Source organism: Winogradskyella endarachnes (assembly GCF_009741275.1).
Classification (GTDB): domain Bacteria; phylum Bacteroidota; class Bacteroidia; order Flavobacteriales; family Flavobacteriaceae; genus Winogradskyella; species Winogradskyella endarachnes.
Window position 1 is genome coordinate 715,680 of sequence record NZ_WOWS01000001.1, and the last position, 15,750, is coordinate 731,429.

The window sequence follows — 15,750 nt, forward strand, 5'->3', positions numbered from 1 at the left end:
AAAAAACGCCCATAAAAATGAGCGCTTTTATATGTGACTAATCTAGTTTTTAAAAAACTTATGGTTTACCGATTTTGTTGCTGTTTTCATTTGAATAAGATAAAACCCAGTAGGTAAATTAGCGGTATCAATTGCGTTATTAATATACTGAGATTGTTTAACCAATTGTCCATTAATATTGTAAATTGCTACACTTTCAATTTGTGCCGCAGACTGAATATATAATTTATCATTTACAGGGTTTGGATATAATTTTAGGGTATTTGAAGTGAAAGTTTCATCCTCGAATCCTAATGTAGAATTATACTCATAAGCACCTAAATCTATAGTCGTATTGAAAAATCTGTTGTTACCAGATAAATCTAAGCTCGTAAAAATTGTGGTATCATAATAAGAATTATCACCTTGATCTATGATATAATTTGAAGCCGTCGTTGGTTTATATTCAGCATCTAAATTTAAATTGTCCGTTGATGGATCTAACAGTGTTAAATTAGTTGTATTGAAAGTCCCAGAAGTAGCAGCTGCTGTCACCTGTGCAATAGTATTGTAAACATTAATGGTTTGGCTATCGCCTTCATTTACTTTACTATTCTCAATATCTACCGTACTAAATTGGCTTCCATTATATTTATTCTGCCAAAAAATACTATTTCTTGTTTCTAAACGGATCCAACCACTACCACTAACGTTAACGACATGTTGTGCGGTTGCGTGGTTGTTAACGTTATTTACAATTGTAGCATTATTTAAATAGTGTACCACACTTCTGTTGCCGTTAGAAGACGTACTTCTTCTAAACCAAATAGCACCAAAATCTGAATTATACGTATTATCTGTAAATAGAATATTTGCCCAATGAGACGTTAACGCATCTGAATTTGAAGCGCTATGCTCTATCAAAACAACACCATTATTACTAGCATTATTGGTTATAGCTAAATTTTCAATCACCAAGTCTCCAGAAAATCTTCTCCAATCTAATAGTAAACCTTCACTATAATTTTCTGTAATCCATGTATTTTTTATAGTAAAATTGGTAACATTGGTATTAGTTGCGATAACTGGACTAGACCCAGAGGTATACGCATTTTTAAGTACAAAGCCATCAAAAATGACATTATCATCTTCAAGACTAACTAATGTTGTGGCATTATCGGTTTTATTAGTTGTGAAATCACCTTCAATATCATCACCATTAATATCTCCAGAAATAATAGTAACATTATCGGTAAATACTTTAGTTAAATCACGATCTGCTAAGGTTAACTCAGTTCCATCAAAACCACCATATATTTTTAAGTTTTCCAAATCTAATGCTAATACTGAAGCAGCTGTTGCTGGCGTATAAACACCACTAGATACCCAAATTTCATCATTTAATAATGCATTATTTAGTGCATCTTCAATGCTAGTAAAAGCATCTGTCCAAGAGCTTCCGTCATTATTTCCGGAGGCATTTGCATTAACATAATACACTGTAGGAATACAATTTTCACTATAGTTTGTGGTTGTATCTTTAGTCCAACCATAATCATACAATCCTACTTGGTTTGGTGTATATCCTGAATCTATTTGTACACATGTTAAATCAGGATTATTATATACCTTCATGTATACAAAATTAGAGTTATTACCATTAGCTACGTTTAAACTAGTAAGCTGATTGTTATATATTAACAATTGATTTATTTGAGGATAAGCGCTAATATCAAAAGTTGTAAATTGGTTAAAAGCAGCGTGAATTCTAGTTAAATTAGGGTTATTGCTAATATCTAGGCTACTGATAGAATTATCTTGGAAATCTACAGCAGTAAGCATTGTGTTATTAGTAATATCTATACTTGTTAAGCTATTACTTGCCACAATTAAATCAGTTAACATTGTATTATTAGATACATCAATATTAGAAAAGTTATTATCGTTTGCTGTTAATGTATTTAAATTTGAATTTGTAGTAAGTACAATCGATGAGATGGCATTGTCACTAATATTTAAAGTTGTTAAAGCTGTTAAATTAGTAACATCTACATTTGTTAAGTTATTATCACTGCAATTTAAATCCATAAGGTTTGTATTTAAACTTACATTTAACGTAGATAAGCTATTATCGCTACAATTTAAAACCTCTAGACCAGTTGCACCTTGAAGATTTAAATTTAAAATATTATTTGATCTCGAATTTAAAGTTGTTAAGGTCGCTAAATTTGAAACATCTAAACTCGTTAAACTGTTATCTTCAGCATCTAAGGCTACTAATGAAGTCCCTTGTACATTTAAATTAGAAATATTATTTTCTTTACAATTTAAATTAGCAAGACCTGTAATAGTTGACACATCTAAAGCCGCAATTGTGTTATAACTACAATCTAATTCGGTAAGATTAATAAAAGCTTCAATCCCAGTTAAATCTGAAATTGCCAAACTACTTACATCTAATACTCCTGTAACCGCCTGAGCTTCTGCAACAGATATTTCTTGATCATAATCTGTGTTAATGGCACTGTTACCAACTAAATAAGACTTAAAATTGGCATCTGGAATTGTAACGTAAGTAACGCTAATACTACAGTCTTCTACTACTCTAGTTTCTAAATCTCTAGTCCATCCTACATCATACAAACCTACATTTGATGGTGGCACAGTTCCTGCATCTACCTGAATACAAGTAAGACTAGGGTTGTTATAAGATTTCATATAGATAAAATTAGCATTATTGCCATTAGCTAAATTTAATTCTACAAGCTGATTGTTTTGACAATGAACTTGATTTAATGTAGGTATGTTACTAACATCTAATTGGGTTATTTGGTTATCTGCACAATGTAATCGTGTTAAATTAGTGTTATTACTAACGTCTATAGATGTTAGGCTATTTGAATATACTTCTAATATGGTAATATCTACAAAGGCTTCAATTCCTGTTAAATCTGTTATTCCAAGTCCTGTTGCCGATATAGTTCCTGTAAAAGCCTGTGCTTCTGCTACAGAAATTTCCGAGTCGCTATTGGTATTAATTGCTGTATTTCCTAATAAATAGTTTTTAAAGTTAATATCTGGAATGTTCACATTTTGGGCCATCGCCGAAAACAAACCAAAACACAAGCAGGTTATAAATAATAGTACTGTTTTTTTCATTGTAGTTGAGAATTTTTAAATTAATAGACTACAAAGCAACAATCAACTTAAAGGTTTTCAATTCGCTTTTTTCTGAATAACTGAAATTTCTTTCTAAAAGAAACCGAAAGTTTACACTTACATTATAACTTAAAAAAAAGCCTGCTTAGATAAACAGACTTTAATTAACTAAAAAAACGATAGCTCCTTTTACTCACAATTCATTATCTGCCCATAAGGCATTTGGCCATGGATAACACCACCAAATTCTGAACTTCCATAACCAGAGCCATTGTAATGTTGCTTAATTAAAAAGCCTTGTAAATAGCAATCGTTATTTTTGTTTTTCTCTGTAAAAGCTCCTTTTATCCAACGATACATAATATGACCTGTATACTTGTTTTTAACAACACTCCAATCGTTAGATTCTATATTTAATTTTAACAATTTGGCACCATCTTTTTCAATAGTTTTAGACACATTTTCTTTAGCAAAACTTTTTAATGATGTATTACTATTCATGCTACCAGCTTTTGGCATTTTTATAGCGTCTCTAGTAGATTTTGCTGCAGCATCATAATTAGCTTTTAAGGTTGCTTCAAATTCTTTTACTATTGGCTTTGCTTTTTCTAACCATTCTAAATGAAACTGTTGCTCACCTTTACCAATAACATTTAAAATTGTAATATCTTTTTGATGCATATACGATGGCACATTAAATGCATGTCCGCCTTGGTGCGATGCGGCATAAATTACAAACACATCGTCTGCAATAAGCATACCTCTTACCAAGATTGGCATGCCAGTGCCGAGTTCTAAAGTTTGTGATCGGTCTGCTCCCACTTTAGTAGTGAACATTCCGGAAACCAACTCGTAACCAATATAACCTTCTGGTGACATAGCCACTAATTCTGGTGTGGTTAAAAAGCGTAACCACGAATATTCTGGATCTTGTGCTGGTAATATATCGACGTTATCACCCATATCGGTCATTTGACGTCTTAATTTTACACGATCTACACCAACGGCACTCATACCTTTAGTCATAGCAAACGGATACGACATGTATAAAAAATCATCACTTATACCTGAGTCTGCTTTAGGTGCATTCGCTTCAATGTCTTTTTGCTTTTTCTCAAGATATTTCTGATAATACAAATCTTGCTTTGCTTGATCGTTAGGATATTTTTTAGCCAATTCTGCTTTAAACTCTTCATCTGTATATTCGGTCTTAGATGAACTTTGATTGGAAGATGAAGCACTACCAACCATTCCGGTTGCATTTTCATTTTTTGAAGATGAACTTGTATCTTCATTTTTATTAAGCTTTTTCTCTACAGCAGCTTTGGCTTTCTTTTTTAACATTTTGCCTAATTGCGCATTAGCCGCATTAAAGCATGATGCTAAAACTAATAATAGAATAATTTTTTTCATAAGAATTGTGTTTAATAGACTTCAAAGGAAGTGACTAAACATCCTATCTTAATAACAATTTTTCTAAAGTGTTGGATTTTTTTTCTAAATAAAAAATTAGTTAAAATCTAAAATCACAAAAACGTTTCTTTAATAACCTCTAAAAACTGATCGCGTTTAGATTTTGAAATAGGTATCCGTTTTTGGTTATTCATTAGTAAGTAATCACCATCGTCTTTCACCAATTCATCCACATATTTTAAGTTAATTAAATACGAACGATGACATTTAAAAAACATAGCATTTCGTTCTAATTGCTCAACAAAATGTTTTAATGGTTTACAAATGGTTTTTTGGTTTCCGTTTATAAGTTGCACGTTGGTGTACATGCTATCTGCCTCAAAATAAACGATATCTTTATGAGACGCAAACATAATTCCTTTAGGGATTTCTAAAGCTATTTTATCTATTGACAACTGTTTAAGCGAGTCGCGTAATTTGTTTAATTGGTCGTTTAAATTGTTTGTTTTTATAGCTTCCTCTGCTTTTGTAACAGCTTCTTTTAATTCAATAGTATCTAACGGTTTTAATAGATAATCTACTGCTGATAATTTAAAAGCTTCAATTGCATATTGATTATACGCTGTGACAAAAATGATTTTAAAATCAATACGATTTGGAAAATATTTTAGAATATCTAAACCCGACTGATTTGGCATTTCAATATCCAAAAATACCACGTCTGGTTTTATAGTCTTTATTAAGTCCACACCAGTTGCTAAATCTTGAGCTTCAACAATATCTGTGATACTTGTGCAATGCTCTGTTAAGAGATTAGACAGTAAATGTCTAGCGCGTTTTTCATCGTCTATAATTATGGCTTTCATATCTTATTGAATTGGCATTGTTATAACCACCATGGTACCAGAAGCAATTTGATTTTGAGTATATAAATCTTCAATAGCAATGGTTATATTACGTTTTAATTTATTTCTATAAAGATGAACACGTTCTTCATTAGCTTTAGTAGCAAAGGGTTTGTGCTGTTGGTTAGGTCGTTTTAATTTTTCAGATTGCACTCTACCTATGCCATTATCTTCTATTGTAATTTGTAAGATGTTGTTTTTAACAATTTTTACATCAACCATTAGTTGTCTATCTTTTGTTTTATGTAATAAACCATGTTTTAATGCATTTTCAACATAAGGCTGAATAAACAACGAAGGTACTTTTATTTGTTTTGTTTTTACTTGATGATTTATATTTATATCATATTCTAACTCTTCTTCAAAACGTACTTTTTCTAATTCTAAATATAGTTTTAAAGCGTTTAACTCTTCTTCTAAAGTAATTTCGTTTTGCTGGCTGTAATCTAAATACATACGGATTAAGCGGCTAAACTTTACTAAATATGAGCTAGCTAATTCTTTTTCATTAGACACTATATAATCTTGAATAGAATTTAAAGCATTAAAAATAAAATGTGGATTCATTTGAGAACGCAAATTTTCTAATCTCAAATTGGTGATTTTTTTATCTATTAAGATTTTATCAATTTCTGCAATACGTTGCTCTTCTTTTTGTTGTAAGCGCCAACTAAAATACAGCCAAATTAATCCAAAAACTATCAAAAGCACTAAACCGTAAAACCAATAGGTTTCCCAAAATGGCTTTGCTATAATAAATGTTATTGGCTTAGCAAAAACAGGCTGTTTTGCACTTACATTTTGTGCTTTTATCTCAAAAGTATAAATGCCACTCGCTAAACTATTAAAATTTACAAAATGTGTATTTAAAGGAATACCATGCCAACTTGTATCTATTTGTTTTACTCGATATTGGTATTTGACGTTGGCATTGGATTGAAAGCCGTTTGAATTAAATTTTAAAACAATGTTATTTAAATTATAAGGTAATCTGTAATGAGAATTAACCAAGGTGTCTTTGCCGTTAATACTAACAGATTCTATTCTAACATTAGTAGTTTTATATTCTTTAAATAACCCTTCCTTTTTTGGAAGAATATAAAAGGCTTTGGGTAAAGTAATTATTATTTTATCCTGAAGCACCAAAAAGTCATTAACAGCAATATTTAAACCATCTTGCTCTCCCAACAACTTTAAAGTTTTACTTATTGTATTATAATGAAATAGGCCTAAATCTGTAGAAATCCAAAGAATATCTCCATCTGATTGAATCTCATTAACTTGTAGTTTATTTGGTAAATTAATTTTAGCTTCTGTAATGTTATTATTTTCTAGTTTAAGTAATCCGTTATGCTGTGTTGCTAACCAAATTGACTTATCGTTATTTGCAATAGAATTTACCAGAAGACTATTTTTCTTGTAAAGAATTTCTTTAGAATGAAATGTATTTAAATCATATTTATAAAATCCATCGACATAAGAAACATATAATTGATTATTTAGCACCACAGATGCCTTAACACGACTCTCTTTAATTATTTGTTTTTGTGGGTTGTTGAAAGGATTTTTATATACAATACCTTGCCTATAATTACCATAAAACAGTACTTCTTCATCTATTTTAGAAAAAGACTTGGCTACTGAAAACGTATGCTTTACATCTACTATTTTATTAGTTTTTAAATTTACTATATAAGATTCCGAAGAATTAATACTAACTATTAATTGGTTTTCTTGAGCATCAAAGTATAGTTTACCAATAATTTTTTTACCTGGTAATTTTAAGGTTTTAATATGAGTAGATTCATTATAAAACAACAATTTCCCATTATTGGTTCCCAATACAAAATTATTATTCTTTAAAGCAACTGCAGCTGTAACCTTAGCTTCAAACGTTTCTATATCTGCACAACGAATATTTAAATTTGGAGAAACAATAACACCATTGTCTAATGTTGTAAACCAATAATTACCATTAAAATCTACTTCAACATCTGTTATAGATTCGGCCTTAAACAATTGTTCTTTAAATTCTAACTTATTATGTTTTAAAGTATATAGAAATGCACCAGAACTGGTTAAAAACCAATAGTCGTCTTCAATATTTAAAAGGTTATATATAGTTTCATTCTGTAAAGCTAATGGTGTTACTATCTGTTTAGCATGGTTTCTAACTTTATCCACAAGATAAATAATATTGGCATTTGCAACTTTGTGTATAAAAAAAACGGTGTCTTTAAAAGCGAAAAGTTTTGGAGATTGTATAAAATTTGAGCTTTTAATTTCTAAAATTTTAGTAGGTTCATTATTTTCAAATTTGTACAATCTATGTTGTTTAATTCGACCTTCTTTATTAATTAAAAATGTATAATTAGATAAACTATTATTAGCACTACTTAGACAAATACCGTCAAATACCTTAGTTACTTTCTTGTTTGATTTATTAATATCATAAACACCTGTTATGGTAAATAATCGGATGCTATTTCTTAGTATTTGGTAAGGTGCTAATTGCCCTTTTGACAATATATTAGCATCATAAAACAACTTAAGACTATCGTTTTCTACATAAAACAATTGTCCATATATATTATTACACCATAACTTACCTTGCTCATCTAATTTTAGCTGAAAAAGAGAATTAGCCTTTTGCTTGAGATTAACAAAACGTTTATAAGACTGACCATTATAGCGATACAACCCCTTATCCGCTGCCAACCAAATGTAATTTTCATTATCTTCTAGAATATCATAAAATTCTACATCTGGAAGATTTGAAACACTTGCCATGTCTACAGTGATAGGGTTTTGATTTACGGCCATTGCTAATTGGCACACAAAACCCAATAAAGCGATATATCTTTTAAAAAACCTCATTTTAAGAATAAACAAACTTAAACTATAATAATGATAACAAATTTTTATTTTTCTGTAATACCTTAGTTTTTTTCTAAACAAAAAAAAGACTTATCAATTGATAAGTCTTTTTAAGTTCCATTTCTTTTAAATCCTAACTAACAAAATTAATAGACAATGGATAGCTAGGTAATTCTCCATTACTAGCTTTTATAGCGTTTACAATTGGCATAACAAACGCCAAGATTGCAACTAATATTAAAAGTAAAATACCTAAACCTAATGCAAAGATTAATGGAATACTTATTAAGGAATAAACGATAAGACTTAATTGAAAATTTAAAATAGACTTACCATGTTCATCCATCCCACTGACATGCTCCTTTTGAGTTACCCAAATAATTAATGGTACTATTAACCCACCAAAACCAGTTACATAAGTAAGTAATTGTGATAAATGAGTTATTAATATTAATTGATTGTCTGTGCGTTTAAGCGTATAATAATTAGATTCCATGATTAATGATTTTATAACAATAAGACGTCATTATTTTAAAATTGTTACATATATTTCAATAAAAACGTAAGATCTCAACTATAAAAATATTAAATTAACTCAATAATTTTACATATTTATAAATTTCTTCAATTGCATTAAACGGAATATTTTTTTTCGTTTTTAATTTTTATAAAAAAGAGTTTAACCTAATTTGTAGCCTTTTACCTACTTAAGAATTAAATTTGAAGGCCTAGATTTTCTATAAATAAAGGACGTTTTATTTATTTTATTTCATAAATGATATTGTTACATAATTTTATTTAAACACTTATTAATCAAATAATTAAAATCCAATTTCACCGATAACTAGCAGAAATACCCTACATAAAATAGGTATAATACTACATTAATATTGCATTTTATCGGATTTTATTGTGTTTTATCGATTTTTATTTTGTTTATTTGTAAACACAGAATAACAATATTTTCAAATCATGAATCTTAATTTATCCAACGTTTTAAAAATTACCATTGCCTTTTTTTGCTTTTGTTTTTATACTAACGCACAAGTAGGAATTGGTACAACGACTCCTAATCCCTCGTCAATTTTAGATATCGAAGCCAATACTCAAGGATTATTAATTCCGAGAGTAAGTCTTACTGGAACTAATGATAATTCTACGATTACCGCAGGAAATGTAGAAAGTCTAATAGTTTACAATACGCAATCTATTAACGATGTACAACCAGGTTTTTATTACTGGGACACAAACCAATGGGTACGTATAGCTGCGGGCTCTAATATTGATAATCAAATTATTACAAATTTTAGTGTTTCAGGATCAAATCTAAGTATCACTCTAGAAAATGGTAATACAGCAACTGTTCCATTAGCAGATATTATTGGTAATTCAGATACTAATATTGCAAATACAAATCTCGTACTTGATGCTAATAGAACACTAACTACAGGCAATTTTGATTTAAATATAGATGCTAACACTCTAGTGATTGATGGTGGTGCTAACAATGTAGGTATCGGAACAACTAATCCTAATATAGATTTAGCTATTGGTGATACTGATACAGGACTACAACAACAAGGTGATGGCAATTTAGCCATTTACACAAACAACAACGAAAGAGTAAGAATAAACAATTCCGGAAACGTAGGTATTGGAACAACAGCGCCTACTGAACGATTACATGTAAATGGTAACAGTAGATTAGGAACAAATATTGCTCGTGATGGTGATTTTAGACTTAATGAAATGGGAACTGGTAATAGAAATTCTAGAATTCGATTCTATACAGATGCTGACGCCTCTAATGATGCTGAAATTCTTAGAAATAATGGTACTGATGGTGATTTTATTATTGATAATGAAGGTAATGGTATTATGTACCTACGTAATCGTGGATCCGGACAAGTAAGGTTAGGAACTAATAATACAGATGATTTATTTATTGAAGATGGTGGCAATGTCGGCATTGGCATAAGTGACCCAACTGCTAAATTAGACATTAACGGAACCGCAAGAATTAGAACCGTAAATAATGGTGCTGATACAGATAACATATTAACTAGAGATTCTAGTGGTAATATTCGCCGTAGAACTGCCGCTCAAATTGTAGCTGCTGGTGGTGGTAATGATGACAACATCTATTCTACCAATGGTACTATTACTGCAAATCGATATATAACTCAGAATAACTTTGATGTTAATTTTGATTCTAACACTTTGGTAATCGATGGTAGCGCTAACGAGGTTGGAATAGGTGTAAGCAACCCAACAGCTAAATTAGATGTCAACGGAACTGCTAGAATTAGAACAGTAAACAATGGAGCTGCAACAGATAATATACTAACAAGAGATTCTAGTGGTAATATCCGTAGAAGAACAGCGGCCGAAATTGTAGCTGCTGGTGGTGGAAGCGATGATAATATTTATTCTACTAATGGTACAATTACTAACCATCGTAACATCACACAAAATAACTACGATGTTAATTTTGATGCTAACACCCTAGTAATTGACGGTGGTGCAAACAATGTAGGTATAGGAACAACTAATCCTAATATAGATTTAGCTATTGGTGATACTGATACAGGACTGCAACAACAAGGTGATGGCAATTTAGCCATTTACACAAACAACAACGAAAGAGTAAGAATAAACAATTCCGGAAACGTTGGTATAGCAACAACCACACCAACAGAACGATTACATGTAAACGGCAACAGTAGATTAGGAACAAATATTGCTCGTGATGGTGATTTTAGACTTAATGAAATGGGAACTGGTAATAGGAATTCTAGAATTAGATTCTATACAGATGCTGACGCCTCTAATGATGCTGAAATTCTTAGAAATAATGGTACTGATGGTGATTTTATTATTGATAATGAAGGTAATGGCACTATGTCCCTACGTAATCGTGGATCTGGACAAGTAAGGCTAGGAACTAATAATACAGATGATTTATTTATTGAAGATGGTGGCAATGTCGGCATTGGCATAAGTGACCCAACTGCTAAATTAGACATTAACGGAACCGCAAGAATTAGAACCGTAAATAATGGTGCTGATACAGATAATATTTTAACTAGAGATTCTAGTGGTAATATTCGCCGTAGAACTGCCGCTCAAATTGTAGCTGCTGGTGGTGGTAATGACGACAATATTTATTCTACCAATGGTACTATTACTGCAAATCGATATATAACTCAGAATAACTTTGATGTTAATTTTGATTCTAACACTTTGGTAATCGATGGTAGCGCTAACGAGGTTGGTATAGGCGTAAGCAACCCAACAGCTAAATTAGATATCAACGGAACTGCTAGAATTAGAACTGTAAACAATGGAGCTGCAACAGATAATATACTAACAAGAGATTCTAGTGGTAATATCCGTAGAAGAACAGCGGCCGAAATTGTAGCTGCTGGTGGTGGAAGCGATGATAATATTTATTCTACTAATGGTACAATTACTAACCATCGTAACATCACACAAAATAATTACGATGTTAATTTTGATGCTAATACCTTAGTCATCGACGGTGGTGCAAACAATGTAGGGATTGGAACAGCAAATCCTAATATAGATTTAGCTATTGGTGATACCGATACAGGACTACAGCAACAAGGTGATGGCAATTTAGCCATTTATACAAACAACAACGAAAGAGTAAGAATAAACAATTCTGGAAACGTAGGTATAGCAACAACCACACCAACAGAACGATTACATGTAAACGGCAACAGTAGATTAGGAACAAATATTGCTCGTGATGGTGATTTTAGACTTAATGAAATGGGAACTGGTAATAGAAATTCTAGAATTCAATTCTATACTGATGCTGATGCCTCAAATGATGCTGAAATTATTAGATATAATGGAACTGATGGTGATTTTATTATTGATAATGAAGGTAATGGTATTATGTACCTTCGTAATCGTGGATCTGGACAAGTAAGGCTAGGAACTAATAATACAGATGATTTATTTATTGAAGACGGTGGTAATGTAGGGATTGGAATAAATGACCCAACTGCTAAATTAGACATTAACGGCACCGCAAGAATTAGAACCGTAAATAATGGTGATGATACAGATAATATATTAACTAGAGATTCTAATGGTAACATTCGTAGAAGAACTGCCGCTCAAATTGTAGCTGCTGGTGGTGGTAATGATGACAACATCTATTCTACCAATGGTACTATTACTGCAAATCGTGTAATAAATTTAAACTCAAACACAATAAATTTTAATGGTGGTGCTGATGATGCTTTTCAAGTTGATGGGTCTACATTTACAGTAGACGCTGATACTAATAGAATTGGTATTGGCATGTCAAATCCTGAAGAAAGGCTAAACGTTCTCAATGGTAATATCCAAGTGGGTCGAGCAGCATCAACACATGCCCAAATGAACACCAATAGAATAGAAATTGGCAGAAATTCAGGATCGGTAGCACTTACAGCCAATGATGGGGGCGGAAATGCAAATGTTAGTTTTAATAACACTAACAGAATACCTGATTCAAATGGTAATGCAGCACGAATAAGTGTAAATGTAGACAGTAGTACTAATGCTGCAATGTCTTTTGAAATAGCTGAAGGAGTAACAGCAGGAACTACGGTTACAACAACTACTGAAATGACCTTAACCACAAACGGTTTAGGAATTGGCACAACTGCACCTACTGAAGAATTAGACATTAATGGGAAAGCTCGTATACGAGATTTAAGTAATTCGCAAAATAGATCTGTTTATGCAGACAGTGAGGGTGTATTAAATATTAGATCTACAAGAACTGCTACTTTTGCGAGAGGTACGGGTGCCAATTATAATAGTTTAGATGACTGGAGAAGAATTTCTCCTACATCTTCTGCCCTAGATGTAATAAACGGAGATGTTGTTTTAGTAAACTGGTCGACCATAGTAAAACTTACTGGCTCTAGCACAACAGACACTTTATCTTTTGAAGTTCGTTTAACTGGAGCTGATGGCTGTAGTGACATCAGTCTGTCAGGTGGTGATTTTCCAGAAGTGAACCATGATCTTTTTAATGGTTACAATGGTACAAGTGGAACTAATATTTCTTGCGATGGAACATATACAATTTCATTGTGGGGAAGAAATTTAGGAAGTGACAATTGGTCTTATTCTGAATCAAACATTACAGCAACTGTAAATTAATTATACTAAAAGAAATAAATAGATGACTAGGTGTTAATAATAGCATTTTTACATTCAAAATCAAATCTATTACATAAAATAACTATAGCTGTTGAAATATAATATATTACCAGTAAGAATTGTTTCATAATTATATGAACATATTGTTTTTAAGTTTATGGTAAATAAGTGTTTTAGCAATTAAAATATCAATTATAATGTTTTATCATCGTTCATTAGTAAATCCTTTTAATTTTCAAATAAAGACTCTAACCGTTTTTATTTTATTTACTGGTATTATTTTCTCTTCCTATGCACAATTAAGCGTAAGAAATGACAATTTCATAATAGTTAATGATGAAATCATTTTTGTAAACGATGCTATCACTTTAGGTGAAGCAGATTCAAAATTTTATTTAAGAAAAGAGGGACAACTCATTCAAGGCAATGAAGTTTCTGCAAATACAGGTATTGGTGAACTCAGTGTTTACCAGACCGGTAATGCCAGTAATTACACCTATAATTATTGGTGTTCACCAGTAGGGAACAATTCTAGTTCATTTGGCAATGAATCTGCGCGTGTCAATTTAATTGACGAGGCCACTTACGTTATAACTGCTCAAGACCCAGAAGGTTTAACTTCTAGTATTGATGTAGGGTTTACATCTAGTTATGATGGTGTTTCAACACCATCATTAACAATCTCTAATCGTTGGCTCTATACATTTAGCACATCTAATGACTATGCAGATTGGAACTATGTTGGTGAGTCTGCTCCTATTTTACCTGGACTTGGTTTTACCATGAAAGGTGTATCTGGAACTAATAACCAACTTTACGATTTTAGAGGTAAAGCCAATAATGGAACCATAAGTAATTTAGTTACTGCTAATGAATTTACGTTAATTGGTAACCCTTACCCATCAGCCATAGATGCTTTACTTTTTATTCACGATTCTCAAAACACAAATTTAAATAATGGTCCGAGTCCACACCCTACAACTACTGGTGCTCTATATTTTTGGGAACAATCTGATGAAGGATCACATATGCTTGATGAATATGTAGGTGGTTACGCTTCTTATACAATTTCAAACACAGGCGTAGAGAGCTTTGTAAATGCAATGTTTTCAGCATATGATAGTGCCGGTAATCCAATTCCTTTAGCTCCAACACCAGATAATACAGGTACAAAAATATCAAAACGATATATTCCTATCGGTCAAGGCTTTATGATTGAAGGGGCCAGTAGTACATTGCCTGGCTCATTAGTGTATGTAAAAAATGCCCATCGCGTGTATGAAAAGATTTCAGATGGAAATAGCGTTTTCTTTAGAAATGTAAGCAACTCAGCTTCATCGAAAAACATGGATTCAAGCGAACCTTTATATAATGAATACGGTCTTAACAATGTGCCTGATGATTTTAAACGGTTTCGTTTAAATGTTACATTTAACGATCAATATACACGGCAATTGCTTCATAATTTTCACGACTCTGCAACACCAGGATTTGATTATGGTTTAGAAGCTAAATCCTCTAGTAACACTTCATCAGATGCTAATTGGATCTTCAACTCAGTACCTTATACCATTCAAGCAAATACTTACACTTTAGATTTATCTATACCTGTAGTGATTAAGTCCGGAGAACAGCAACAATTAAAATTCAGCATTTTTGACGTTCAAAATTTTGATGAAGGTCAACCTATATATTTACACGATATAGAAAATGATATTTATGTAGATTTAACACAACAGGACTATGATATAAATATTAATGCAGGAAATTTTGATTCACGTTTTAGAATTGTATTTCAAAATGAAAGTACATTAGATGCTCAAACTCATATTAAAAACCAATTTGATATTATAGCGAATAACCAAGAGGCTCAGTTTCTTCTATCAAACCCTAATATGCGTGACTTAAAATCGTTTAAAGTATACGATATGAATGGAAGGCTAGTTTTAAATCATTCTATTTTATCTGTTGAAAATCAGTATCGTTTTTCTTCAAAATCATTAAATGATGGTGTTTATTTAGCCACTATTCAACTTTTAAACAATGAATCTTTTACTAAAAAACTAATAGTAACTCATAAATAAGACTTTATTGAAAATAAAACGCATTGATTTCGATACTTATTATACAGTTTTCATTGCAACTCGCGCTTTCTAAACATAGAATAAATTACAATTAAGAATATCCTAATAATTAAATTTATAGAAACTCTGAATCTACTTTATATAAA

General features: G+C 31.3%; 7 protein-coding genes. 2 read left to right on the top strand and 5 right to left on the bottom strand.

The window, feature by feature from the left end; genetic code table 11:
* Window positions 1-42: 42 nt before the first annotated feature.
* The 5 genes from GN138_RS03230 to GN138_RS03250 form a co-directional block, all read right to left on the bottom strand.
* On the bottom strand, window positions 43-3,138 hold the full coding sequence (locus GN138_RS03230) for a T9SS type A sorting domain-containing protein (RefSeq protein WP_157362073.1): 3,096 nt from the start codon (window positions 3,136-3,138) through the stop codon (window positions 43-45).
* 189 nt (window positions 3,139-3,327) lie between these two features.
* Entirely contained in the window at window positions 3,328-4,551 is a 1,224-nt protein-coding gene (locus GN138_RS03235) for a hypothetical protein (protein WP_157362074.1), read from the bottom strand.
* 113 nt (window positions 4,552-4,664) lie between these two features.
* Window positions 4,665-5,417 carry a LytR/AlgR family response regulator transcription factor gene (locus GN138_RS03240; RefSeq protein WP_157362076.1) on the bottom strand — a complete coding sequence of 251 codons (753 nt, stop codon included), beginning with the start codon at window positions 5,415-5,417 and terminating at the stop codon, window positions 4,665-4,667.
* A 3-nt stretch (window positions 5,418-5,420) separates the two neighbouring features.
* Window positions 5,421-8,333 (bottom strand): sensor histidine kinase, encoded by a 2,913-nt coding sequence (locus tag GN138_RS03245; protein WP_231743026.1) that lies wholly within the window; start codon window positions 8,331-8,333, stop codon window positions 5,421-5,423.
* Between the two features lie 133 nt (window positions 8,334-8,466).
* Window positions 8,467-8,829, bottom strand: coding sequence for a DUF4870 domain-containing protein (locus GN138_RS03250; RefSeq protein WP_157362079.1), 363 nt, complete (start codon window positions 8,827-8,829; stop codon window positions 8,467-8,469).
* Window positions 8,830-9,305: 476 nt separating this feature from the next.
* Between GN138_RS03250 and GN138_RS15990 the strand changes: the two genes are divergently transcribed.
* Window positions 9,306-13,520, top strand: a complete 4,215-nt coding sequence (locus GN138_RS15990; protein ID WP_197429306.1) for a beta strand repeat-containing protein — start codon at window positions 9,306-9,308, stop codon at window positions 13,518-13,520.
* A gap of 197 nt (window positions 13,521-13,717) precedes the next feature.
* Window positions 13,718-15,604, top strand: a complete 1,887-nt coding sequence (locus GN138_RS03260; protein ID WP_157362080.1) for a T9SS type A sorting domain-containing protein — start codon at window positions 13,718-13,720, stop codon at window positions 15,602-15,604.
* Window positions 15,605-15,750 lie beyond the last annotated feature (146 nt).